The following is a 22800-nucleotide window of genomic DNA, read 5'->3' as shown; positions in this document are numbered from 1 at the left end:
ATATATTCTGCCGGCTAAACCCAGGCGACATCGGGCGGCAGGCTCATCAGGATGGCCTCTACATTGCCGCCGGTCTTGAGGCCGAATATCGTGCCCCGGTCGTAGAGCAGGTTGAATTCCACGTATCGTCCGCGCTTGATGCGCTGCGCAAGGCGCTGGTCGGGGGTCCACGTCAGGTCCATCTTGTCGCGGGCAATGTCCGGATAGGCGGCGACGAAAGCCCGGCCGACATCCTGGGTAAAGGCAAAGTCGGCTTCCCAATCCCCGGTGAAGTGATTGTCATAGAAGATGCCGCCGACACCCCGCGCCTCGCCCCTGTGCGGCAAATAGAAATATTCGTCGCACCATTTCTTGAAGCGGTCGTAATAATCCGCGCAATGCCTGTCGCAGGCATCCGCGAAGGCTTGATGGAAACGTTGTGTTTCCGCCTCGTCGGGATAAACCGGCGTCAGATCGCCGCCGCCGCCGAACCAGCCCTGGGTGGTGACGATCATGCGTGTGTTCATGTGCGCGATCGGCACCAGCGGCGAACGCGGGTGGATGACGACGGAAACGCCCGCAGCCCAGAATCGCGGATCCTTGTCGGTGCCGGGAATCCGGCTCCGGAATTCGTCGGAAAACTCGCCGTGAACGGTCGAAATATTGACGCCGGCCTTCTCGAAGACCCGGCCGTCGCGCAAAACGGCCATGGTGCCGCCGCCGCCGCCGTCGCGGGTCCAGGATTTACGCTCGAACGCGGCCGGCGCGAACGCTTCGTTCAGTTCGTGGGGCTGGGCGGTCTGCTCCAGTTCCTCAAGCCGCGCGCACAGATTGTCGCGGACTTCCGCGAACCAAGCCGTCGCACGCTCTTTATGCGCCTCGCCGAACAGGGTGTCGGCAGCCACATCGTTCATACCCTATCTCCCGAGAAACGCATGGAATCCACTATATATATGTTGGGACAGGCAGCGCCCGCAACTGGCGAAGCGCCTCGAACATCGCAATCCCGCCGCAAACCGCGACATTCATGGACCGAAGGCCGGGCATCATATCCATCGTCACCCGTGCATCGCATGCCGCATGGACGTCCTCCGGGACGCCTGCGCTTTCACGGCCCAGCAGCAGATTATCGCCGGGTTCAAAACGGAATCCGGTCAGGGAACTGTCGCCTTTCGTGGTCAACAGCACCACTCGCCCGCTTGGCCGGTCATTTTGATACGCCTGCCAACTCTGGTGGCGGGATAAATCGACATGCGCCATATAATCCATGCCGGCACGGCGCATTTTCGTGTCGTTGAGGACGAATCCACAGGGTTCGATGATATGTACCGGCACACCGAAACAAGCCGCCGTGCGGAACAAACTGCCCGCATTTTGTGGAATATCCGGCTGAAAAAGGCTTAGCGATATAGCAGGAACATGTCCGGCACTCATGTCTCAGCGCTCCTTGCACCTTGAACCATTGCAAATGCCTTTCATTTGCCCGGTTAAGGGTTCTTGCAGAGTATCTAAACCCTTGCAACGTTTGGGTCATCAAGTATAACGATTGAGCGCTTCCGGGGCTTTCCCGGGGCGTGTTTTATCGTTCGTTTGCCGCTGTACGCTTGAATCAGGCAGCAGCGCTCTCTTACGATAAGCGAAGGCTCGATCCAAGGGTGAGTGGATCGGTCCCGAAACAGAACAACATGCCGTTTCGGCGGCGACGGGTAATTTGTCAATCGAGGGGAATTTCCATGAGCGAAACCGCAAACCATGCGGGCCAACCCACGAGTGGCGGCGCAGAAATCGATGAACAGACGCGCCGCGATTTCCTTATTTGGAGCACGGTTGCCGTCGGCGCCGCAGGGACGGCTTTAGCCGTCTGGCCGTTCATCGACCAGATGAACCCTGCTGCGGATACGCTGGCACTTGCATCGACCGAAGTCGATGTCTCGCAAATCGAGGTCGGTCAGAGCATTACCGTCATCTGGCGCGGCAAGCCCGTCTTCGTCCGTCACCGCACGCCCGAAGAAATTTCCGAAGCCGAAGCTGTTTCGCTTGGCGACCTGCCGGATCCACAACCGGACTCGGCACGTGTCCAGAAAGCCGAATGGCTGATCATGGTCGGCGTCTGCACCCATCTGGGCTGCATTCCGCTCGGTCAGAAGCAGGGCGATCCGAAAGGCGACTTCGGCGGCTGGTTCTGCCCCTGCCATGGTTCGCACTACGACACGTCCGGCCGTATCCGCAAAGGTCCGGCACCGAACAATCTTCCGGTGCCATCATATGAATTCACCACCGACACGACCGTGTTGATCGGCTGAGGGGGAAAAGAACAATGAGTGGAACCTCGAATTTCCAATCCAACAGCCGGGTCGTGAACTGGATCGAGCACCGTTTGCCGGTGTTCTCGTTCCTGGACTCGCAGTTGCATCAGTATCCGACGCCGAAAAACCTGAACTACTTCTGGAACTTCGGCTCACTGGCCGGCATCGTGCTCGTCATCATGATCGTTTCCGGCATCACGCTGGCGATGAGCTTTACGCCGCATGTCGACATGGCGTTCGACTCGGTCGAGCGGATCATGCGCGACGTCAACTCCGGCTGGCTGATCCGCTATATCCACATGAACGGCGCCAGCATCTTCTTCATCGTCGTCTATATCCACATTTTCCGCGGTCTCTACTACGGGTCGTACAAGGCGCCGCGCGAAATTCTCTGGATGATCGGGATTTTCATCCTGCTGGCGATGATGGCGACCGCATTTATGGGCTACGTTCTGCCATGGGGTCAGATGAGCTTCTGGGGCGCCACCGTGATCACCAACCTGTTCTCGGCCATTCCGCTGGTCGGGGACTGGATCGTGCAGTTGCTGTGGGGCGGTTTCGTTGTCGGCAACCCGACGCTGAACCGGTTCTTCTCGCTGCACTATCTGCTGCCGTTCGTGATCGTCGGCCTTGTGTTCCTGCATCTGTGGGCGCTGCACATGCACCACTCCAACAACCCGACCGGCGTTGAAATCAAGGACGAAAAACAGGATACCATCCCGTTCCACCCGTACTACACGATCAAGGATCTGTACGGCCTCGGGATCATGATGATCTTCTTCGCGTTCTTTATCTTCTTCGCGCCCAACTACTTCGGGCATCCTGATAACTACATCATGGCAAACTCTCTTGTGACGCCGCCGCACATCGTGCCGGAATGGTACTTCCTGCCGTTCTACGCAATCCTGCGGGCCTTCACGAGCGACTACTGGGTGTATCAGGTGATTTCCCTCGGCGGGTGGCTGATGACGGCAAAACTGGCCGGGGTTATCGCGATGTTCGCGTCGATCCTGGTTCTGCTTTTCCTGCCGTGGCTCGACCGTTCGCGGGTTCGTTCGTCGAAGTACCGTCCGATGAACCGGTTCTTCTTCTGGGTATTCGTGCTCGACTGCATCGTGCTTGGATGGGTCGGCGGAAAACCGCCGGAAGGGGCGCTGGTCCTGATCGGCCAGATATCCACGTTCTGGTATTTCTTCCACATTATTATCATCGTGCCGTTGGTCGGTATCCTGGAGCGCCCGAAACCGCTTCCGGAGAGCATTGCCGCGTCGGTTACCGGTGCACATCAGGCGGCGGAGTAAGACCATGAAGATGACCAAAACCCTCACCGCCCTTGCCCTCGGTCTCGGCATTCTTGTCGGTGCCACGTCTGTTCAGGCTGCCGGTGGCGGCCCCGTAGCCCCTGCGAAGGACTGGTCCTTCAACGGCATCTTCGGGACCTATGACCGAGCCGCACTGCAACGGGGCTTTCAAGTGTTCCGCAATGTCTGCGCCAACTGCCATTCGCTCAACCTGATCGCCTTCCGCAATCTGGAATCGCTCGGCTATAACGAAGACGAAGTCAAAGCGATTGCCGGTGCCTATGAAGTAGAGGACGGCCCGAATGACGATGGCGACATGTTTACCCGTCCGGCTTCACCGTCCGATCACTGGCCGGCGCCGTTCGCCAATGACAAGGCCGCTGCGGCGGCCAACGGCGGCGCAACGCCTCCGGATCTGTCGCTGATTACCAAGGCGCGTGGCTCTGGCGGCGACTCGGCGATCCGCGTTTCGTTGATGCAGCCCGCCGGCTTCCCGCTGGGTGCGGACTATCTCTACGCCCTGATGACCGGGTATGAGGAAAACGCGCCGGCAGACTTCGCGCTGCCCGATGGCAAGTACTACAACCACTACTTCCCGGGCCATGCGATCTCGATGGCACCGCCGCTCGGCGAGGGCGTCGTTGATTATGAAGACGGGACCAAGGCCACCACAGAGCAAATGGCGTCGGACGTTACGACGTTCCTGGCCTGGGCCGCGGAACCTGAGCTGGAGCACCGCAAGAACATGGGGATCAAGGTCATCCTTTTCCTGATCGTTCTGACCGCCATGCTCTATGCACTGAAACGGAAAATCTGGTCCGACATTCACTAACGGTTCGCCGGCCAGCCCAAACGAAAAGCCCCGGTCTCGCGACTGGGGCTTTTTTGTTTTCCGCACTGGATATCATGCGGCGGCTTAAGAGGTCCGACCGCTCAATCGACGATAAACAGTTTCGCCCCGACCTGTGTCCGTGAGCGGTGTGGCGCATCCCCGAAATCGGAGACCTGATAGCTCATCCCCGGCGTCATGACGACGCTGCGGCCGTCCTTGAGTTCACTGGTCAGCTCGCCCTCGAGGACATACAGAATATGCCCCCGATCGCACCAGTGATCGGCCAGATACCCGGCGGAGTACTCGACGACCCGGACACGGATATCGCCGATGTTCAGGGTCCGCCAGATGGCTTCGCCGGTTTCACCCGGATAGACGACGGGGTCGACATCGTCCCAGTTTGTCAGCGTAAACGGCAGTTCGGGAATTTTCATTTGTTGGACCTGTTCTGTTGATCACTTAGCGCTTCGGGTCGGCCCAGGCGCTATAATTTTTGAATTTCTCAAGCACCACTTCCATTTCGCCGACGGTCAGCAGTTTCGGAGTGCCGATGGCCAGCGCCTTCAGGTACTGCTCGGCCAGCGTTTCAATTTCAATGGCCCGCTTGAACGCCTCTTCCAGGTCCCGTCCCAACACCAGCATGCCATGGTTCTCCATCAGGCATGCAAGCCGGCCGTCCAGCGCTTCGAGCACCGCGTCGGCGAGCTTTTCCGTGCCGAAGGTGGCATAGGGCGCACAACGGATATCCCGCCCGCCGGCCACGGCGACCATGTAATGAAACGGCGGAATGCCCCGGCTCAAACACGCCAGCGTCGTCGCATTGATGGAGTGTGTGTGCAGCAGCGCCCCGGCCTTGGGGCGGGCTTCCATGACACGGCAGTGGAAATGCCATTCACTGGACGGTGCGCGGTGGCCCCGCAGCACGCGGCCCGCCCAGTCGATTTTCACGATATCGACCGGTTCCGTTCTGTCGTAATCGAGCCCCGACGGCGTGATCAGCAGCCCGCCCTCGACGCGGGTCGACGCATTGCCGCTGGTCCCCTGATTCAATCCCACCGCATTCATCCGCCGACAGGTATCGATCAGCGCCCGGCGTTTAGAGAAATCGGGTATGTCGGGATCCACCGGCACACCTGCCAAAGGGGCGGCTTTGGTGTCCGCATGCATCGACAGCAGCCGTGCTACCGGGCGACCGCGCTTGGTGATAATGACATCGCGGCCCTCTTCGCTTTCGGCAAGGAGGCGCGAAAACCGCTGGTTGGCATCCGTGGCGCTGATTTTCAACGCGAATCGATCATGTTTCATATATTAATTAGTTACATACCTATATAGGTAAGTCACTATATTATTCCAATTCATCATAGATCAAGGAAAATCAATCCTATCGGCGTTGACGGCCCCGATAGGATGCCGTCCAATCTCTGCCGGATAAATAAGGCGTTTCCCCACAGGAGTTTCCCCAATGGCCGCGTACGTTATCGACAGCGAATTGTTTCGTGATCAGTTTTCAACCAGCGAAATGCGGGAGATCTTCTCCGACGTCCGCACCGTACAGGCCTGGCTGGATGTCGAGGTCGCCCTGGCCGAAGCCGAGGCCGAACTGGGGATCATCCCCGCCGAGGCGGCCAAAGCCATTCGCGATGCCGGGGATGCCGCCGATTACGATCTTTCCGAAATGAAACGCGAGATGGACCGCACTTCGCATCCGATCGTCCCACTGGTCCGCATGATCGGCGCGAAATGCCCGGACGGTCTGGGCGAATATGTTCACTGGGGGGCGACGACGCAGGACATCACCGACACCGGCATGATCCTGCAGATCAGGGACGCCATTGATGTCATCGCCGGGCGACTCGAAGCCCTGGCCGACAGCCTGGCCGATCATGCGGTCACCCATGCCGCCACGGCCATGCCCGGCCGCACCCACGGCCAGCATGCGCAGCCGGTGACGTTCGGCTACAAGGCCGCCATCTGGCTCGACGAGGTCCGCCGCCACCAGACCCGGATTGACGAAATGCGCCCGCGGCTTCTGGCCGGACAGTTCGGCGGCGCCGTCGGCACCCTGGCCGCGCTCGGCGATCAGGGCTTTGCCGTGCGTGAAAAACTGATGCGCAATCTGGAACTAGAGGAACCGGCCATCACATGGCACACCGCCCGCGACCGGCTGGTCGAGATGGTTTCCGTTCTGGCGATGATCGCCGGCACCTGCGGCAAGATCGCCAACGAACTGTTCCTGATGACCAAGACCGAACTGCAGGAAGTCGAGGAACCCTACCCCGCCGGCAAGGTCGGCTCGTCGACCATGCCGCACAAGCGCAACCCCGCGATCTGTGAAAGCATCGCCGGATTGGTGCGGACGGTGCGCTCCAGCGTTTCACTGGCGTTCGAGACGATGGTCAGCGAGAACGAACGCGATAAAATTGCACTCAACACCGAACGGGAATTTATCAGCCGCACCGTATGTCAGGCCGATGCCGCGCTGGCGAAAACCATCGTTCTTTGCGACGGGCTGGATGTCCGTGCCGCCAACATGCGCCGCAATCTCGACATCACCAAGGGGCTTACGCTTTCGGAAGCGGTTATGATGTCGCTGGGTGAGAAATTCGGCCGCCAGAAGGCGCACGATGTTCTTCACGCCGCCTGCATGACTGCCTTCAAGGAAGATACCACCATGAAGGAAGCGCTGATGCGGCTGCCCACCGTGACCGATGCCCTGAGCGAGGATGAAATCGATACCCTGCTCGACCCCGAAGCCTATATCGGCCTGGCGGCGCGCATGGCCCGGGATGTCGCCGAGGGATGATTATCCCTTACTCCACCCTCAGCCCTGCAGGTAATCCGCGATAAACGCCTCGATGATCGCATCAAGGTCGGTATCGCGGGGACAGCCGAGCGCCAACGCCCGGGTCGCATCCATGGCCACCGGCCAGCTACCGACAATGGCACGGACGGTCTCGTTGGGCGTGTCCTCGATCGTGCCCAGCGTGATGCCGTGACGCACCGCCACGGCTTTGGTGGCGGCGATCATGTCGCTGACACTGACCGTGATATTCGGCAGATTGATCACCCGGTCGTCGCCGAAGCTTTCGGCGGGCGCATCCAACATCGCCATCAAGCCGTCGGCCACGGTCCTGTATCCACCGACGCACAGCGTGAGGTCGCGGCTGACCGGCAGTTCGCAGACATCCCCGGTCAACTGCTCGCGGATTACGCCGCTGGCAAACGATGAGGCTGCCGTATTCGGCTTTCCGGGACGCACGATCACCGTCGGCAACCGGCCGACACGACCATCGAAAAAGCCCTTGCGGCTCATGTCGTTGATCAGAAGCTCCATGACCGTCTTGGTCATCCCATAGGTGTTCTGCGGCACCGGGCGGGTCATGCCGTCAACCGTCGGCGGCATTGCGGTCCCGCCGAACACGGCCAGGCTTGAAGTAAACAACAGTTTCGTCTGCGGCCCGTTGGCGCGGACCGCTTCCAGCACTGTCCGCCCGCCATCCAGATTGACCCGCATGGCGGCGTCGAAATCCGCTTCCGAACCGGCGCTGACCATGGACGCCAGATGCACCACCGCGTCACTGCCTGCGATCACGGCGTTGACCGTCGCAGCATCGGTGATGTCACCAAGGACCACGTCGACCTTGCCGTCGAGCCCGCCCAGACCGTCCGGCGGCGAGGCAATATCAAACAGAGTTACCTGATCACCGCGGGCAACAGCCCGCTCGGCAAGCAGGCGGCCAAGGAAACCGGTGCCGCCCGTAATGACGATTTTCATGATGTTCCTCCCACAGAACGGATTTGTTCAGGCTTTTTCGGGGAACAATCCCCTGAGGCCTTCTTTCGACGCGGCGCAGACGCCCCGTTCGGTGATCAGGCCGGTGACCATCCTGGCCGGCGTGACATCGAACGCGGGATTTCCCCCTTGCGCACCTTCCGGCACGATTTCAACGGTGACGATCTTGCCGTCCGCCGTCTTGCCCTGAATCTTCGTCACCTCTTCGGCGGAACGTTCCTCGATCGGTATGTCCATGCCGTCGTCCAGCGTCCAGTCGATGGTCGGCGACGGCAGGGCGACATAGAACGGCACACCGTTATCGTGCGCCGCCAGGGCCTTCAGATAGGTGCCGATCTTGTTGCAGACATCCCCCGACGCCGTGGTCCGGTCTGTGCCGACGATGCACATGTCGACCCGGCCTTCCTGCATCAGGTGGCCGCCGGCATTGTCGGCAATCACCGTCAGCGGCACGCCGTGGCGGCCCAGTTCCCACGCCGTCAGGCTGGCGCCTTGGTTGCGGGGCCGGGTTTCATCAACCCAAACATGCACCGGAATGCCGGCGTCGAAGGCCTTGTAGATCGGCGCCAGCGCCGTGCCCCAGTCGACCGTCGCCAGCCATCCGGCATTGCAGTGCGTCAGAATGTTGACCGGTTCGCCCGGTTTGGTCGCGGCGATGTCGCGGATGATGGCATGGCCGTTGTCACCGATCGCGGAACAGATTTCCACGTCTTCATCGCAGATTTCGGCGGCCCGCGCGTATGCCGCCTGTGTGCGTTCATTCTCCGACAGCGGCCCCAGCAGAGCCTTCATGTCGTCCAGCGCCCAGCGCAGATTGACCGCCGTCGGCCGTGTCGCCAGCAGCTTGCCGTAGGCCGCTTTAAGATGCACGTCGGAAGCATCCGCCTGCATCGCCAGCGCCATGCCGTAGGCCGCCGTGGCGCCGATCAGCGGCGCACCCCGGACCAGCATGTCGCGAATGGCGACACAGGCATCGTCGACGTTTTCCAGCCGTACCGTGACGAATTCGAACGGCAAACGCGTCTGATCGATGATTTCAACCGCCCAGCCGTCGTCGGCCAGCCAGATGGTGCGATAAGGAATGCCGTCTACTTTCATGCCTGCTCCAGTGCCTTTTCAAAATACACCCGGTGAAACCCGCTTTCCGTCACGTCGTGGGTTTTAAGATACCCAAGTGCTTCATAGAAGGGAAAGTTCTCGTGCATTTTTACGTTCGTATAAAGACGGACAAGATTGCAGCCCGCCGCACGGGCCGCTTTCTCGGCATGCGACATCAAGGCCCTGCCGATCCCGGTGCCTGCAGCATCCGGATCAACGGCAACATTCTCGATAAAGAAGTCTTCCACCCGTGGAAAGGATACGATATAGCCGCAAACGACGTCATCGGACACCGCGACGATGATTTCATTGCGGACGATGTGCGCAGCGAAATCGGCAACCATCGGTGCCGGCTCGCGGCCGATCCGCGACACGTATTTTGCATAGGCCCGGAAAGCGATATCACGAAGTCGATTGAGGTCTTCACCAACAGCAGGGCGAAAAATCAACTCAGCCATCATTAAGCACGCGTCCGGCAACCGCGTCGAGCATCGCGACGAGGCCCGGGTCACGCTTGTCCGGATGAGTGATGATCGCGTTGTCCAGCGCCGTATGACAGCCCTGATGACAGATTTCCGTGCGGCCTTTGAGCCGCGGCACCACATCCTTGACCAGCGAACGGCCCTTGTCGGCATTGCCGACCAGGACGGCGATGATGGCTTCGACCGAGACGTGGTCGTGATCCGGATGCCAGCAGTCGTAATCCGTGACCATGGCGACGGAGGCGTAACACATCTCGGCTTCGCGGGCGAGCTTGGCTTCGGGCATGTTGGTCATGCCGATCACGTCACATCCCCATGAGCGGTAAAGGTTGGATTCCGCGATGGTCGAGAACTGTGGCCCTTCCATGGCGAGATATGTACCGCCCCGCGCATGCGGAATATCCAGCGCCGCCAGACTTTCCGTCAGCGCATCGCCGAGGCGCGAACACACCGGGTGCCCGAACCCGACATGGGCGACCAGACCCTCGGCAAAAAAGCTTTTGATGCGCGCGAACGTTCGGTCGATGAACTGATCGACGACGACGAACGTGCCCGGCGGGTATTCATCCTTGAGCGAGCCGCACGCCGACAGTGAAAGAACCTCGGTGCAGCCGAGTCGTTTCAGCGCATCAATGTTGGCACGGAAGTTCAGGTCCGACGGCGGAATGCTGTGCCCGCGCGCATGGCGCGGCAGAAAGGCCATCTCGATACCGTCGAGTGTGCCTCGCAGAATGTCATCGGACGGATCGCCGAAGGGGGTCTTCACGCTCTCCCAGCGGGCATCCTCAAGTCCGTCGATTTCGTAAAGACCGCTGCCGCCGATCACGCCGATCATCGGTGTCTGCGCCGCATCGCTCATACGCTCTCTCCGCGGCGCAGGACGGCTTCGAACAGTTGCGTCGTCCGCATCCCGGCAATGGCAGCCGCACGCGGATCATAGCTGCCCCGCATGTCGCAATGGAAGCCATGACCGGCCTCGTAAATGTTGATGCCCACTTGCGGATGTGCGGCGCGGACGGCTTCGACGTCGCTAAGCGGAATGGACGCATCGTTATCGCCGAAATGCAAAATCGTCGGGCACTTAGGCGCCTCGTCGATCACATCGGTGATACCGCCGCCGTAATAACCACTGGCCGCCTGGATATCGAGCCGGCAAGCAGCCAAATACGTCACGAACCCGCCCCAGCAGTATCCGACCGCACCGATCCGCCCGGCATCGGCGATCGCGGCTCGGGCAGCATCGACATCGGCGATAACGCCGTCCAGATCTTCATTGGCGGTCGCCTTGTGGGCACGGCCACGTTCTATATCCGCAGGCTCGTAGCCTGTTTCGAAGCCCGGCTCCCAGCGGTCGTACAGCGCCGGCGCAATCGCCGTGTAGCCGACCGCCGCCCAGCGTTCGACCAGATCGCGGATGTGCACGTTCACACCGAAGATTTCCTGTATGACGATCACGCCGCCAAAGGGCGTACCTTCAGGATCGGCGCGATAAGCATCGAACGAGTGGCCGTCTGATGCTGTCAATTTGATGGTTTCGGGCATTTTTTCGTCTTCCTTCCTGAAGTGATCCGGAAAAATAGCTTACGTCCTTGCATAGAGCAAATGCAGAGCATTGCGGTTTGAATTCATCTACAAAAATTGTACTTTATTTTTATCGTATCGTTATGATTGAATTCTCAGGGGAAAAAATAATAGGATTTTGGGGGTATGATGGGGGTTCCACGAAGAAAGCTGCTACTCAGCGCTACTATGACGTTCATGCTGTTTGTCACGGGTTGCCAGACAACCGGCACAGGTGTCTCCAACGCGTCAGGCAGCAATTTTCGCGTGGCAAAAGACAGCTATACATTATTTTTTGACCAAAAAGATCATTTGAAGGAATTGACGGCTGCCGGGAACTTCGCCGATGCGTCGATCCTTTACGAAGAACAGCGGGAATACTTCGATTCCAAAGCCAAGGACGACCCCGAGTTGTCCTCGGAGATATCCAACGTCGTCAAAAACGTCAGTACGGTTTTCGAGTCCGATATTTCCGAAACCATGGCTGATCTCGATACGTTTTCATGGCCGGCCGATCCTTCGAACTGGGATTCTGCCAGATTGAAGCTGCAAACAGCCGAACGCATCCTGGCAATAATCCCTACTGATGGCGTTTTCGTGAACCCGTCCTACCAACCTGAAGGTCTGGTGGCATTGAAAACCAAAGTCGCTGCGCTTCGCAAACAGGTGGATAGCAGCACCGCAACGGATTTCATCGCTTACGACCATTTTTCCGGCGAACCCTTTTTCGCCGTTCATCCCGGATCATTCAGTGCAAAAGAGTTTTTCGTTGAAAACCCGACGGCTTTGCCGGCTGTTCTGAAGGGCCGCTCAAGCGCTGAAATTTCTAAATTCGCCGACCAGCTCGGACAGGACAATGTTGCCGGCGACGACTGGCAAACCATCAGCCGCGCCTATGTGAACGCCCGGCTTGAAGAACTGCCGAAAAAGAACCGAAAGCTCGCCGATGTCCTCAGCATCGTCTCTGCGGCAAAATCGGCAGGTTATGAAGTGCAAAAACTGGACAGCGTAAAGGTCGGCTTTGTTGAAGTCACAAGCCGCACGCTTCTCAACCAGGGGCAGATCGAATTTCCGGCCTCGATCGAAGTTGACCTTCCATTCGATATCGAAAAAAGCGAGCTGGATACGGCGTTCGAAAGCTCTACTGCAAACAATGCCGATTATCTTGTCGTGTTCGATGTCGCGTTGGCCAAGGTGCGTCGTAAAATCGGCAAGATGAGCGGCAGGTCTTCCAAGAGAATTGTCGGGTACAAACAGGAATCCAACCCGAAATACACACAACTGCAAAACCAGGTCACGGCGACGCAAATGCGCGTCCAGACGGAAGCCATGAACGTTAACATGGCGCAATCTCAATACTGCTACGGCCTCGGCTGCATGGGCAAGATCATCGCCGTCGCAGCGGCCGATGCGAAGCGCCAGGAAGCGCAGAACGAGTTACAGAACATCATGGGGCAGTTGAGTTCGACACCGACGATGATCGAAGTGCCGGTAAAGGCCGCTTACCAGTACCGCGTGGCCAACGTCGATGCATCAAAAACAATGACCGTGCACTACTATGTGATCGACAAAGCCAACAAACGATACTTCAAGTCCACATTCGATATTACAGAAAACGAACGCTTCGAAGTCGCTTACGGTATCAGCGAGACAGATCCTGATGCGAAGAACCTTGCTGGGAAGCAAGACGATGAAGCGGATGTCGCGGACTGGGAAAAAGCACCATCCAGCGTTAAGTTGAGCCAGTTGGTCGATCATTATCTCGCCAATCAGTCCAAATCCAAGCGCATGACGAACATCACGGCGCTGCGCAAGGAAATGCTGGAGGACCGGAACACGGCGATTGCGAAATACAAGGAAAACACGTTCGAGGAAAGCACCGCCAACGACCCGCGCTTTGACAGCGTTGTTGCCATTTATACCGGAACATCACTTGGCTCGGGTTTTTTTGTACGACCTGACATTGTCATGACAAACTATCATGTCGTCGACGAGGGTGAGTTCGTGGAGCTTAAAATGCACGACGAACAGGAAACCTTCGGCAAGGTGATCGCCCGCGATGCCGTTCTCGATCTCGCGCTCATAAAGGTTCAAAGCCGCGGGAAACCTGTTCGCTTTTTCAATAAAAATAAAATTGAACTTGGAAGCACGGTGGAAGTGATCGGACATCCAAAGGGATATGAATTTTCGATCACGCGCGGTGTCGTCAGTGCCATCAGAAAAAGCAAAAGCGTGAACTTGGCAGCCGGTTCCGACGTCCTTTTTGTACAGATTGATGCGGCCACAAGCCCCGGCAATTCCGGAGGCCCTGTTTTCCTTGATGATTATGTCATTTCGGTCGTGTCTTGGGGGGATGCGCGTCAAGGTTCAGAAAATTTGAATTTTACTGTCCACCATTCCGAAGCACAGCGTTTTCTGAATGAAAATCTCGGTGGGTCATAGGAGTGATCATGATATATTTCCATAAATTAAAAATGACCCTTCCCCGTTTCCTGCTTATGTGCGCCTTGCTGATCTCACCGATGCTGAGCGGGTGTATCGGCGCGCCGACCACCCGGATGGGCATGGTTAAACAGGAAGACGGTTCCGGCCTGATGATCGGCTCGACGATTGAGCGGAACATCGTCACCGATGCATCGTTCCATAAGAACAAGAAGATCAAGGTCCGCATCCGCAACACATCCGGCGATACTGCCTTCGACCTGCACAGGTTCCGCTCGCAGATTGAGCGTGCATACCGGAATATCGGCTTCGAGCCGACGGCGGAGGATGATTTTGGCATCCTCATCGACGTCAACGTTCAATACAGCGGGCAGATACAGACAAATATGTCCGCTGAATACGGCTTCCTCGGCGGCGTTTCTGGCGGCCTTGCAGGGGCAAGCATCGGCACAACGCGCACCGATGCCGGCATCGGTGCGGTGTCAGGCGCCGCCCTTGGCAGCATAATCGGCAGCTTCGTCACCGATGACACGTACATCATCGTCACGAACGTTACCGTCGCGACGATCAGGGACCGTACCACGAGCAAGCCTTCGAAAACCGTGACATTCAGCCGCAGCAGACAAACTGACGAGGAAAAAGAGGAAGATCAGAATCGCTCCAAGCGCGGCCTGAAACACTCGGTACAAACCGGTGTTGCCGTTTACGCCGGGGGACGTAATACCTCACAAAGCGAAATTTCCAGCATTGTGAGCGAACGCATCGCCCGTATCGTCGGCAACATCATTTAACGCGGCTCACTCCGCCGCCGATTTCAGGCTTGGCCGTGCCATCGGGAATACTTCCTGAACCGAGGTGTAATCCATATACCCGAGCCTTGCGACCGGGCGGATTTTTTCGACATCGACGATGCCGTCGACCAGGAATTCATCCTTGATGTGCACACCGACAACGCGGCCGACACAGATCGCATTGCCACCGCCGTTCCTGTCCTTGGGGAGTTCCATGGTATCGATGTAGGTGCACTCCAAATGGATCGGGGCCGCCTTGACGCGCATCGGCTTGACCAACTCGGACGGCTCCATCTCTATTCCCAGATGATTGGCCTCATCGACCTCGGGTCCATAAGCCGCACTGGAATCGCTCATAATTTCCTTCAATTCATATGAGACCATCGAGCAGACGAATTCCCCCGTCTGCTGAACATTGTAAATGCTGTCCTTGGGGGCTTCGGCAGAGCGCGCGCCACTCGCAAACATGACCATCGGCGGATCGCCCGAGACACCGTTGAAAAACGAATATGGTGAGAGGTTCCCGACACCATCGGGACCGATTGTCGATATCCAGCCGATGGGACGCGGGATGACACAACTCTTGAACGGGTTGCGCGGGAGACCGTGCGGTTCGCTGGTTTTCCAAAACATGATCTAGTGCTCCTCCATCTCGCCGATTGGTGCATCGCCAACATACGGGATCGTTTCTTCAACCACATCCCAAATATGGCGCGCCGTCGGTTCGGATTGCTCTTCACGGATATGCGCGACAAGGCCCGCAGATCGGCTGATCACGGAAAACCCGCGCATGATTTCAGGCTCGACCCCGATCTCCAATAATACGGCAGCCACGGCCCCTGTCGCATTGATCGTCAGATGACGGCCCAGTTCATCGTCTATAAGGCCCGACAAACGCTTCATGGCGTCGATGTATATGCCGTCGATCCCTTCCTGCGACAGGGCAATTCCGAACAGGCGCTCGGTCCTCGGATCGTCGGGCTTGTGCAGGTGATGGCCATACCCCGGGAACGGCTTCCTGGCGGCTCTGAGAGCACGAATTTCACGGCGGGCAGCGGCATCGAACCCTTCATCGTCCTGCAAAAGGCTCATGAGCAGCTTGGCCGCATTCTCCATGGTGCCGACGAACTGCGAACCGACATTGAGCAGCCCCGCCGCCACTGCCGCCTGCAGGGCTTCAGGCGCCGAATGATACGTTAGCCGTGTGGCGATTGCGCTGGGGGTCAGTCCATGTTCCATCAGCGTTACCAGGACCGCATCCAGAATAACAATCTCGCCCGCCGTCGGCTTGCGCCCCATGATGTGCATGAACATCATTTCCGTGAACGTAACATTGCCCATCAGATCCGCAACAAGACCGTCATCGCGGTAATACAGTTCCTCGTTGGTATGCGTCGCCAGCCGTGTCGTCGGCTTTTCTGTCCCGCTCATGCTGCACTCTCCCCATCCTTCGGCGTGAATCTGTCCTTGGCCTCGCGCCGCAAAACCTTGCCGACGGGCGAGCGCGGTAACTCATCGACAATATGCACAACTTTCGGCGTCTTCACGGAATCCAGCCGTTCCTTGACGAAAGCAGCGATCTCTTCGCCACTGACATCGCTTCCCGGCCGAACTTCGACCGCCGCCGTCAGCGCCTCGCCCCATTTGCGGTCCGCAATACCGAAGACGACGCATTCACTGACCATCGGATGCTGGCCCAATACCGCCTCGACATCGCTCGGATACACATTGAAGCCGCCTGTGATGACAACATCGCGGATACGGTCCTTGATATAGATGAAACCCCGTTCGTCGATGATGCCGACATCGCCCGTATGCAGCCAGCCGTCGATAATCGTCTCGGCTGTTTTTTCAGGCATGTCCAGATAGCCCTTCATGACAAGGTCGCCCTTGAGCACGATCTCGCCGGTTTCACCCGGCGCAAGGATGTTGCCCGCCGTGTCCATGATTTCGACACGCGTCATAAGCGTGGCGCGCCCGGTCGAGGCCCAGTTCTCCGGCTTGGCCCAGTCCTCCGCACGCATGCATATGGCGATTTGCGGCGCTTCCGTCTGGCCGAAGCAGGTTTCAAGGGCGTTGTTGAAGACCTTCATCGCGCGCGGCACTTCATCCTTGCGAATGGCCGCCCCGCCAACGATCAAATGCCTGAGTGCCGAGAAATCCCTGCTCTCGACATCTGGTTCGTCGAGCATCATGTAGATCACGGTCGGCGGGAGGAAAACGCTGGTAATACCGTCTTTTTCCAGCGCCTCGATAATCGACGCCGGCTTCGCCTGCCCCATGAAAACCTGCATCCCGCCGACGGCGAACGTCGGCATAATCAGGGTATTGGTCCCATGTGTCATCGGCGCCGCAAGAAGATTGCGATCATCCGCATCAAAGCCGAATTCATGAAGCATAGAAACGATGCAGGTATTCCAAACCCGGTAGGTCTGCATGCAGCCCTTGGGCTGACCGCTGGAACCGCCGGTGAACTTGATGGCCTGCAGATCATCGAGATCAAGATCGTGACGGGTCGGCATTTCGCCATCGAACTGGCCGACAAGCTGTTCAATGCCTGTCCCTTCGGCCCGATCTCCCGGCTTGCCGATCAATCGCATGGCCGACGGGCAATCCACCTTGTCCCAGCAGTCCGCATCGATAACGACGATCTTCGGATTGGTGACTTCGCAGATCCGGTCCAGCTCCGGCTTGCCATTACGGGGGTTGAGCGGCACCCATGTCTTGCCGGCGGCAAATACCGCAAGCCAGGCCAGAAGATGCTCGAACGTATTATAACCGCAAATACCGACGCGGGTTTGAGGTTCAGGATCGATTGCCTGAAGTGCGGCGGCGAGTGCATTGGTGCGACGCGCCAGATCCGCATAGGTGATGTCAATCTCGCCGCTCCGGACCGCAATTCTGTCCGGAAAGCGTTGCGCGGCTCTGAAAAAATGGTCGATCGGCAGCATCTCAGGCACCGTCCTCGACCATATCGGTCTTGAAGCGCTTCCAGCGTTCCACGTAATGCTCGGCAATGCGCGTCAGATCCGCAATGGCTTCCGGTTTCAGTTGACGGATGACGCGGCCGGGCGCGCCGACGACCAGCGATCCGTCTGGAATTTCCGTATTCTCGGTAATCAGCGCCTTGGCGCCAACAATACAGTTTTTACCGATCTTGGCACCGTTGAGCACCACCGCGCCGATCCCGATCAGTGAATTATCGCCGACTGTACAGCCGTGCAGCATCGCCATGTGCCCCACCGTGACACCCTTACCGAGACGCAGCGTATAGCCGGGATCGGTATGCAGAACGCTGTTTTCCTGAATGTTCGAGCCTTCGCCGATAATGATATGCTCATTGTCCCCGCGCAGCACAGCGCCGAACCATATGCTAACGCCAGCTTCCAGCGTCACCTTGCCAATCGCCGATGCATTTGGGGCAATCCAGTAATCATCACCACGGGTCGTAACCCGGTCCTCACCGAGTGCGTATTTCATAAGTATCCTCCGTTTGTCCGGGAGATTTTGGCAGACTGCGAATGGGAAGGAAAACGTCTAAATTTGCCAGGTCTTGCCGGAGTTGATCAGTGCCAGCGCATCATCGGCCGATTGCGGCTTGGCGAACAAATAACCCTGCCCGTAATGACAATCGAGCTCCCGCAACCGCGCCTGCTGCGCTTCGGTCTCAATACCCTCGGCAACGATATTCATATCGAGCGCCAATGCCAGCCCGACAATACTGTGCACGATTCGCCGGCTATTTTCGGTCTCGTCCATGCTGTTGACGAATGCCCGGTCGATTTTGAGGGTATCGAGCGGGAACATGTGCAGATAGCTGAGGCTGGAATACCCCGTCCCGAAATCATCAATCGCAAGCGAAAGTCCCAGTGCCTTCAATTTTTTCAGGGCATTCGCCGCATGATCGGGGTTCTCGACCATCAGCGTTTCGGTGATCTCAAGCTTAACCTGCTCCAGATCGACCCCGCTTGCATGAATGATGCTGCCGATACGATCAATTTCATCGAGATCGGAAAGCTGCAGTCCGGACACGTTCGTACTCATGAACGGCAATGGGTCATTGGGATTCTTCTGCGCGAAGGCTTCCGCGAAACGGCTCTGGTCGCTTAAGCTCGTTTCCAGCGCAAACCGGCCCAGCTCGACGATCAGCCCGGTGTTTTCGGCAAGCGGGATAAACTGTCCCGGCGAAATAAAAGAGCCGTCATCCTTTTGCCAGCGCATGAGCGCTTCAAAACCGGCAATCTTGCCGCTCTCCAGAGACACGATCGGCTGGTAATGCATCCGGAATTCCTGCGCTTCAAGGCCGCTCAGTAAATCGCGTTCATCATGGATCCGCTGAAATGCCATCGCCCGTATTTCTTCGAGCGAACCGTTTTGGATGTCGTCTTTGTTACTGAGCCCGGAATAGCGATTTTGCGCACTCCTGAACCGGGTCAGCACAACCCGCAAGATCAGGTTCATCATCGGATCGGCGGATGTCAGCGGCTTGATGAAACGCGAGCGCTGGATCACGATCAATTCCGTATCCGCAGTTGCAATGACATCGGCAGATCTGGGGGCATCGTCGATCATCGACATTTCGCCAATGATTTCACCAGGTCCAAGCTGTGCGATAACGAAGTCAGCACCATCTTTTTCGATGATCACGTCTACAGACCCACGTTCAATGAAATAGGCATGATCGCCCGGCTCGTTTCTGCGGAAGATGACGTCTCCCGCCTTGTACAAGCGTGAATAGATATTTTCCGGCAAACTCCGTTCCCCTTTCTGGGTAAAATCAGTCAGTTAGGGTACGCATGTTCGATCTTTTCGGCAATAGTGACGCTTACAATATGCCGCCGGGCGCCCCCAGCGCATGTTGTGTCAGTTCCGCCGTAATATAGTCGAATGCCTCGTCGATATCATCCGTCGTCAGGAACAGGTCCAGATCCTCCGGCGTAATCGTCCCGGCCTCGACCAAAGCATCTAGATTCAGGGCATCTTTCCAGAACGATTTCCCGAAGAGCACAATCGGCACGCGTTTTTTCAGTTTATTGGTCTGCATCAGGGTCAGCGTTTCGAAAAATTCGTCCATGGTGCCGAAACCGCCCGGGAAAACCAGCATCGCCTTGGCAAGATAGATGAACCAGAACTTGCGCATGAAAAAGTAGTGGAATTCGAATCCAAGCTCGCGCGTCACATAAGGGTTTTCGTGCTGTTCATGGGGCAGGGAAATATTCAGCCCGATATTGATGCCGGCGGCCTCGGAAGCGCCCCGGTTGGCCGCTTCCATGATACCGGGGCCGCCGCCGGTACATACGACGAAACGCCGGCGCGACCCTTCAAGGGTCTTCGACCATGTGGTCAGGCGCTGCGCCAGGGTCCGGGCGGCCTCGTAATACTGTGACATGTGCAAGCCACGCTCGGCTTCCACGATATCCCCGCCGTGTCGTTTAGCGGCATCCAGATGCTTTTCAGCTTCTTCGCGGCTTTTGACCCTGGCCGAGCCGAAAAATACGATGGTATCGGCAATATTGTATTCTTCAAAACGTGCTTCAGGTTCCAGATATTCGGACAATATCCTCAGCGTCCGACCGTCCCGGCTTCTCAGGAATTCCAAATCCTCATAAGCCTTGATCGGTTGTTGGGAATCCGGCTCATCATAGTTCCCGCCATCACCTTTTTTCATACGGTTATTCCCCGCCGCCCTTGGCAGCCCAACGCGCCGTAGCGGCGTCGTCGCTGGCACGTGCATCCACCCATTTAGGGCCTTCCGGCGTTTCTTCGAGCTTCCAGAACGGCGCTTGGGTTTTCAGAAAGTCGATAAGGTAATGGCAGGCTTCAAAGGCAGCTTCACGATGCGCCGAGGCCGCTGCGACAAGCACGATCTGCTCGCCCGGCTCAAGGCGCCCATATCGGTGTATGATCAGCGTTGCTTCCAACGGCCAGCGTGCGCGCGCTTCCGCCTCGATCTTCTCGAGGGCGCGTTCGGTCATACCCGGATAATGCTCAAGCGTCATCGCGCCGATATCGGCCTCACCCGCCATATCCCGGACAAGGCCGACAAAGGAACAAAGACCGCCGATTGCCGTGTTGCCGGCACTCATCGCCTGCAACTCGGCCGCCAGATCGAAATCCTTTTCCTGAACGCGGATCATCTCAGCCTCCGGTGACCGGCGGGAAAAAAGCAACCTCGTCATCATCCGTTACCGGATGCGATGCATCAACATGCTCGTGATTAACAGCCGCACGGACATGGGCCGTATTTTCAAATGCCTCGGTATACCCGCCACCGCGTTCGGCCAGCCAACCGATCAGTTCCCCGACCGTCGCCACACCCTCCGGGCGTGCGATTTCTTCCGACGATTGGCCGATCCGCTCACGCACCCATGCGAAATAAAGAAGTTTCAATATCTTACCCCGATAACAGCCCGTTGAAGGGAATGTACGTGACGCTGGCACCGGCTTCCAGTTTCTCGACATCTTCGCCGATTTCAAGCAGACCATCCGCCGCGGCCATGGATGTCAGAATGCCGGCGCCGCTGGAGTGATGCTTGAAAGCGACGGGGACGCCGTTCTCGTCGCCGCCAAGCCCGACCCGCACCCATTCACGGCGACCGCTTTTCTTTTTATAGGCGAAATCCGTCGTTACCCTGAGGCGTGTTGGCTTATAGCCGGTTTCTCCGGCAAGCCGGCGCAGCATCGGCTGCGCCACCATCAGGAATGTCACCATCGCGGCGACCGGATTGCCCGGCAAGCCGACGAATGCGGTATCGCCAACCTGACCCAGCGCTATCGGTCGGCCAGGTTTGATGGCAAGACGCCAGAAATGAATATCGCCGAGTTTTTCAACGGCGGACTTAACGTGATCCTCCTCACCGGCTGAAACGCCGCCGGAGGTCATCAGGACATGATGCGCATCGGCGGCAGACGCCAGTGCATCCGCAATCGCCTGTTCATTGTCCGGAAGGATACCGAGGTCCGTAACTTCCATGCCCAATTGAGCGAGCATCGACATCACGGTGTAACGGTTCGCATCATAAATGCACCCTGCCGGTGCATCGCCGCTTGGATCGCGAACTTCGTCGCCGGTTGAAAAGACCGCGACGCGAAGCGGTTGGTAGACTTTAAGCGTATCGCGGCCGACCGAGGCGGCCAGGCCGACGTCCTGCGGGCGGAGTTTGGTTCCCGCCTTGACGATAACATCGCCGGTCTGAATATCCTCCCCGGCAAAGCGGCGGTTTGAGCCCTGCTTCAATCCGGGCGGCAGGACAACGGCATCGCCGTCGCGCGTGCAGTCTTCCTCCATGAAGACCGTATCCAGGCCCTCAGGCATCGGGGCGCCGGTAAATATCTGCACGGCTTCACCTTGCCTAGCGTCTCGCCCCAGCGGATGCCCGGCGGCAACACGCCCCGTAACCGGCAGACGTGTTTCCGTATCCTGATTTAAATCCGCATGGAATACGGCGTAACCATCGACGGCGCTGTTGTCGTGCGGCGGCACCTGGCGGTCGGATATGACATCCTCGGCAAGTAACCGCCCTGCGGCTTTCGTTATTGCAGCCGTTTCGGTATCGACGACCGTCTCAAGCCTGGCCGCCAACTCCGACATGGCATCTGCATACGGCACCAGCGTATCGCCGAAAGCAAAACAATCATCCTTAAGCTGCGCCATGCCGCCGCTCCGCCGGCAATTCGCAAAACGCCATCACGAAATCCGCGACCGCGCCTACATCATCGAGATCAAGACACGGCACGCCGACATCGAGCGCCGCCGTCGTCGCAACCGCAACAATCGATGGCTCATCCTTGCAGAGCAATGGCTTGCCGATTTCCGGACGGTAAACCTCTATCTTCGGGTGCGGATAGGACTTGAAGCCTTCGATCAGCACCAGATCGACAGGCGACATGCGGGCCAGCATATCCTCGATGCTCGGCTCGGCCTCACCCCGGTTCTCATGCAGCAAGGCCCAGCGCTGGGCGCCGGTAATCACGACTTCATGGGCCCCTGCCGTACGGTGCTCGAACGAATCCTTGCCGGGGCGGTCGATATCGAAATTATGATGTGTATGTTTGATGGTCGATATCTTCAGGCCGCGTTCGATCAACGCGGGAATGACCGCCTTGACCAGTGTCGTCTTGCCGCTGCCGCTCCAGCCTGCGAAACCGAAAATCTTCATACCTGGATACCCTCTGGTTTCTTATCGGATTTTGCTCGTATGTGGTGAATTTTCATC

General features: G+C 58.0%; 25 protein-coding genes. 6 read left to right on the top strand and 19 right to left on the bottom strand.

The window, feature by feature from the left end:
• Positions 1-14: 14 nt before the first annotated feature.
• On the bottom strand, positions 15-893 hold the full coding sequence (hemF, locus tag L2D14_06015) for an oxygen-dependent coproporphyrinogen oxidase (protein WNK00977.1): 879 nt from the start codon (positions 891-893) through the stop codon (positions 15-17).
• Positions 894-924: 31 nt separating this feature from the next.
• Positions 925-1413 (bottom strand): tRNA (cytidine(34)-2'-O)-methyltransferase, encoded by a 489-nt coding sequence (locus L2D14_06010; protein WNK00976.1) that lies wholly within the window; start codon positions 1411-1413, stop codon positions 925-927.
• Between the two features lie 299 nt (positions 1414-1712).
• Between L2D14_06010 and petA the strand changes: the two genes are divergently transcribed.
• From petA to L2D14_05995, 3 genes are read left to right on the top strand one after another with little or no spacing between them, the layout of a single operon-like run.
• Positions 1713-2282 carry a ubiquinol-cytochrome c reductase iron-sulfur subunit gene (petA, locus tag L2D14_06005; protein WNK00975.1) on the top strand — a complete coding sequence of 190 codons (570 nt, stop codon included), beginning with the start codon at positions 1713-1715 and terminating at the stop codon, positions 2280-2282.
• Between the two features lie 14 nt (positions 2283-2296).
• Complete coding sequence (locus tag L2D14_06000; GenBank protein ID WNK00974.1) at positions 2297-3586, top strand: cytochrome b/b6; 1290 nt, start codon at positions 2297-2299, stop codon at positions 3584-3586.
• Positions 3587-3590: 4 nt separating this feature from the next.
• Positions 3591-4418, top strand: a complete 828-nt coding sequence (locus L2D14_05995) for a cytochrome c1 (protein WNK00973.1) — start codon at positions 3591-3593, stop codon at positions 4416-4418.
• Between the two features lie 101 nt (positions 4419-4519).
• Here the strand turns inward: L2D14_05995 and L2D14_05990 are convergent, their stop codons facing one another.
• On the bottom strand, positions 4520-4852 hold the full coding sequence (locus tag L2D14_05990; protein WNK00972.1) for a DHCW motif cupin fold protein: 333 nt from the start codon (positions 4850-4852) through the stop codon (positions 4520-4522).
• Between the two features lie 25 nt (positions 4853-4877).
• Entirely contained in the window at positions 4878-5723 is an 846-nt protein-coding gene (locus L2D14_05985; protein WNK00971.1) for a type II toxin-antitoxin system prevent-host-death family antitoxin, read from the bottom strand.
• A gap of 157 nt (positions 5724-5880) precedes the next feature.
• Here L2D14_05985 and purB point away from each other — a divergent pair, with 157 nt between their 5' ends.
• Positions 5881-7221, top strand: a complete 1341-nt coding sequence (gene purB / locus L2D14_05980) for an adenylosuccinate lyase (GenBank protein WNK00970.1) — start codon at positions 5881-5883, stop codon at positions 7219-7221.
• A gap of 18 nt (positions 7222-7239) precedes the next feature.
• Here the strand turns inward: purB and L2D14_05975 are convergent, their stop codons facing one another.
• From L2D14_05975 to L2D14_05955, 5 genes are read right to left on the bottom strand one after another with little or no spacing between them, the layout of a single operon-like run.
• Positions 7240-8193: an NAD-dependent epimerase/dehydratase family protein gene (locus L2D14_05975; GenBank protein ID WNK00969.1), complete on the bottom strand. Its 954-nt coding sequence runs from the start codon at positions 8191-8193 to the stop codon at positions 7240-7242.
• A gap of 27 nt (positions 8194-8220) precedes the next feature.
• On the bottom strand, positions 8221-9309 hold the full coding sequence (gene mtnA, locus L2D14_05970; protein ID WNK00968.1) for an S-methyl-5-thioribose-1-phosphate isomerase: 1089 nt from the start codon (positions 9307-9309) through the stop codon (positions 8221-8223).
• Positions 9306-9767 carry a GNAT family N-acetyltransferase gene (locus L2D14_05965; protein WNK00967.1) on the bottom strand — a complete coding sequence of 154 codons (462 nt, stop codon included), beginning with the start codon at positions 9765-9767 and terminating at the stop codon, positions 9306-9308. The genes mtnA and L2D14_05965 overlap by 4 nt, the downstream gene beginning before the upstream one ends.
• The gene (locus L2D14_05960; protein WNK00966.1) at positions 9760-10650 is read right to left on the bottom strand and encodes an S-methyl-5'-thioadenosine phosphorylase; all 891 of its coding nucleotides are present in this window, start codon (positions 10648-10650) and stop codon (positions 9760-9762) included. The genes L2D14_05965 and L2D14_05960 overlap by 8 nt, the downstream gene beginning before the upstream one ends.
• Complete coding sequence (locus tag L2D14_05955) at positions 10647-11333, bottom strand: dienelactone hydrolase family protein (GenBank protein WNK00965.1); 687 nt, start codon at positions 11331-11333, stop codon at positions 10647-10649. The genes L2D14_05960 and L2D14_05955 overlap by 4 nt, the downstream gene beginning before the upstream one ends.
• 285 nt (positions 11334-11618) lie before the next feature.
• On the opposite strand from L2D14_05955, the gene L2D14_05950 reads away from it, so the two are divergent.
• Together L2D14_05950 and traT are read left to right on the top strand one after the other, a co-directional pair.
• The gene (locus L2D14_05950) at positions 11619-13793 is read left to right on the top strand and encodes a S1C family serine protease (protein ID WNK00964.1); all 2175 of its coding nucleotides are present in this window, start codon (positions 11619-11621) and stop codon (positions 13791-13793) included.
• Positions 13794-13825: 32 nt separating this feature from the next.
• The gene (traT, locus tag L2D14_05945; GenBank protein ID WNK00963.1) at positions 13826-14584 is read left to right on the top strand and encodes a complement resistance protein TraT; all 759 of its coding nucleotides are present in this window, start codon (positions 13826-13828) and stop codon (positions 14582-14584) included.
• Positions 14585-14590: 6 nt separating this feature from the next.
• Here the strand turns inward: traT and L2D14_05940 are convergent, their stop codons facing one another.
• The 10 genes from L2D14_05940 to mobB form a co-directional block, all read right to left on the bottom strand.
• On the bottom strand, positions 14591-15217 hold the full coding sequence (locus L2D14_05940) for a flavin reductase family protein (GenBank protein WNK00962.1): 627 nt from the start codon (positions 15215-15217) through the stop codon (positions 14591-14593).
• A 3-nt stretch (positions 15218-15220) separates the two neighbouring features.
• On the bottom strand, positions 15221-16015 hold the full coding sequence (locus L2D14_05935; protein ID WNK00961.1) for a citryl-CoA lyase: 795 nt from the start codon (positions 16013-16015) through the stop codon (positions 15221-15223).
• The gene (locus L2D14_05930; protein ID WNK00960.1) at positions 16012-17535 is read right to left on the bottom strand and encodes an AMP-binding protein; all 1524 of its coding nucleotides are present in this window, start codon (positions 17533-17535) and stop codon (positions 16012-16014) included. The genes L2D14_05935 and L2D14_05930 overlap by 4 nt, the downstream gene beginning before the upstream one ends.
• A 1-nt stretch (position 17536) precedes the next feature.
• Positions 17537-18064, bottom strand: a complete 528-nt coding sequence (locus tag L2D14_05925) for a gamma carbonic anhydrase family protein (GenBank protein WNK00959.1) — start codon at positions 18062-18064, stop codon at positions 17537-17539.
• A gap of 57 nt (positions 18065-18121) precedes the next feature.
• Positions 18122-19336 (bottom strand): EAL domain-containing protein, encoded by a 1215-nt coding sequence (locus tag L2D14_05920; GenBank protein WNK00958.1) that lies wholly within the window; start codon positions 19334-19336, stop codon positions 18122-18124.
• A 73-nt stretch (positions 19337-19409) separates the two neighbouring features.
• Positions 19410-20252 carry an LOG family protein gene (locus tag L2D14_05915; GenBank protein ID WNK00957.1) on the bottom strand — a complete coding sequence of 281 codons (843 nt, stop codon included), beginning with the start codon at positions 20250-20252 and terminating at the stop codon, positions 19410-19412.
• A 4-nt stretch (positions 20253-20256) separates the two neighbouring features.
• Complete coding sequence (locus L2D14_05910) at positions 20257-20721, bottom strand: molybdenum cofactor biosynthesis protein MoaE (GenBank protein ID WNK00956.1); 465 nt, start codon at positions 20719-20721, stop codon at positions 20257-20259.
• A 1-nt stretch (position 20722) separates the two neighbouring features.
• Positions 20723-20974: a molybdopterin converting factor subunit 1 gene (gene moaD, locus L2D14_05905; protein ID WNK00955.1), complete on the bottom strand. Its 252-nt coding sequence runs from the start codon at positions 20972-20974 to the stop codon at positions 20723-20725.
• A gap of 4 nt (positions 20975-20978) precedes the next feature.
• On the bottom strand, positions 20979-22238 hold the full coding sequence (locus L2D14_05900) for a molybdopterin molybdotransferase MoeA (protein ID WNK00954.1): 1260 nt from the start codon (positions 22236-22238) through the stop codon (positions 20979-20981).
• A complete protein-coding gene (gene mobB, locus L2D14_05895; protein ID WNK00953.1) occupies positions 22225-22743 on the bottom strand; it encodes a molybdopterin-guanine dinucleotide biosynthesis protein B in 519 nt (172 codons plus the stop codon). Before mobB ends, L2D14_05900 begins: the two co-directional genes overlap by 14 nt.
• Positions 22744-22800 lie beyond the last annotated feature (57 nt).

It is taken from the genome of Thalassospiraceae bacterium LMO-JJ14 (assembly GCA_021555105.2).
Lineage (GTDB): Bacteria > Pseudomonadota > Alphaproteobacteria > Rhodospirillales > Casp-alpha2 > UBA4479.
Note: the sequence above shows the minus strand (reverse complement) of the source record. Positions and strands in the feature narration are given on the sequence as shown.

Coding starts and splice junctions, on each gene's coding strand:
- hemF (WNK00977.1), bottom strand. CDS start 893: ATGAACGATGTGGCTGCCGACACCCTGTTCGGCGAGGCGCATAAAGAG.
- L2D14_06010 (WNK00976.1), bottom strand. CDS start 1,413: ATGAGTGCCGGACATGTTCCTGCTATATCGCTAAGCCTTTTTCAGCCG.
- petA (WNK00975.1), top strand. CDS start 1,713: ATGAGCGAAACCGCAAACCATGCGGGCCAACCCACGAGTGGCGGCGCA.
- L2D14_06000 (WNK00974.1), top strand. CDS start 2,297: ATGAGTGGAACCTCGAATTTCCAATCCAACAGCCGGGTCGTGAACTGG.
- L2D14_05995 (WNK00973.1), top strand. CDS start 3,591: ATGAAGATGACCAAAACCCTCACCGCCCTTGCCCTCGGTCTCGGCATT.
- L2D14_05990 (WNK00972.1), bottom strand. CDS start 4,852: ATGAAAATTCCCGAACTGCCGTTTACGCTGACAAACTGGGACGATGTC.
- L2D14_05985 (WNK00971.1), bottom strand. CDS start 5,723: ATGAAACATGATCGATTCGCGTTGAAAATCAGCGCCACGGATGCCAAC.
- purB (WNK00970.1), top strand. CDS start 5,881: ATGGCCGCGTACGTTATCGACAGCGAATTGTTTCGTGATCAGTTTTCA.
- L2D14_05975 (WNK00969.1), bottom strand. CDS start 8,193: ATGAAAATCGTCATTACGGGCGGCACCGGTTTCCTTGGCCGCCTGCTT.
- mtnA (WNK00968.1), bottom strand. CDS start 9,309: ATGAAAGTAGACGGCATTCCTTATCGCACCATCTGGCTGGCCGACGAC.
- L2D14_05965 (WNK00967.1), bottom strand. CDS start 9,767: ATGGCTGAGTTGATTTTTCGCCCTGCTGTTGGTGAAGACCTCAATCGA.
- L2D14_05960 (WNK00966.1), bottom strand. CDS start 10,650: ATGAGCGATGCGGCGCAGACACCGATGATCGGCGTGATCGGCGGCAGC.
- L2D14_05955 (WNK00965.1), bottom strand. CDS start 11,333: ATGCCCGAAACCATCAAATTGACAGCATCAGACGGCCACTCGTTCGAT.
- traT (WNK00963.1), top strand. CDS start 13,826: ATGACCCTTCCCCGTTTCCTGCTTATGTGCGCCTTGCTGATCTCACCG.
- L2D14_05940 (WNK00962.1), bottom strand. CDS start 15,217: ATGTTTTGGAAAACCAGCGAACCGCACGGTCTCCCGCGCAACCCGTTC.
- L2D14_05935 (WNK00961.1), bottom strand. CDS start 16,015: ATGAGCGGGACAGAAAAGCCGACGACACGGCTGGCGACGCATACCAAC.
- L2D14_05930 (WNK00960.1), bottom strand. CDS start 17,535: ATGCTGCCGATCGACCATTTTTTCAGAGCCGCGCAACGCTTTCCGGAC.
- L2D14_05925 (WNK00959.1), bottom strand. CDS start 18,064: ATGAAATACGCACTCGGTGAGGACCGGGTTACGACCCGTGGTGATGAT.
- L2D14_05915 (WNK00957.1), bottom strand. CDS start 20,252: ATGAAAAAAGGTGATGGCGGGAACTATGATGAGCCGGATTCCCAACAA.
- L2D14_05910 (WNK00956.1), bottom strand. CDS start 20,721: ATGATCCGCGTTCAGGAAAAGGATTTCGATCTGGCGGCCGAGTTGCAG.
- L2D14_05900 (WNK00954.1), bottom strand. CDS start 22,238: ATGGCGCAGCTTAAGGATGATTGTTTTGCTTTCGGCGATACGCTGGTG.
- mobB (WNK00953.1), bottom strand. CDS start 22,743: ATGAAGATTTTCGGTTTCGCAGGCTGGAGCGGCAGCGGCAAGACGACA.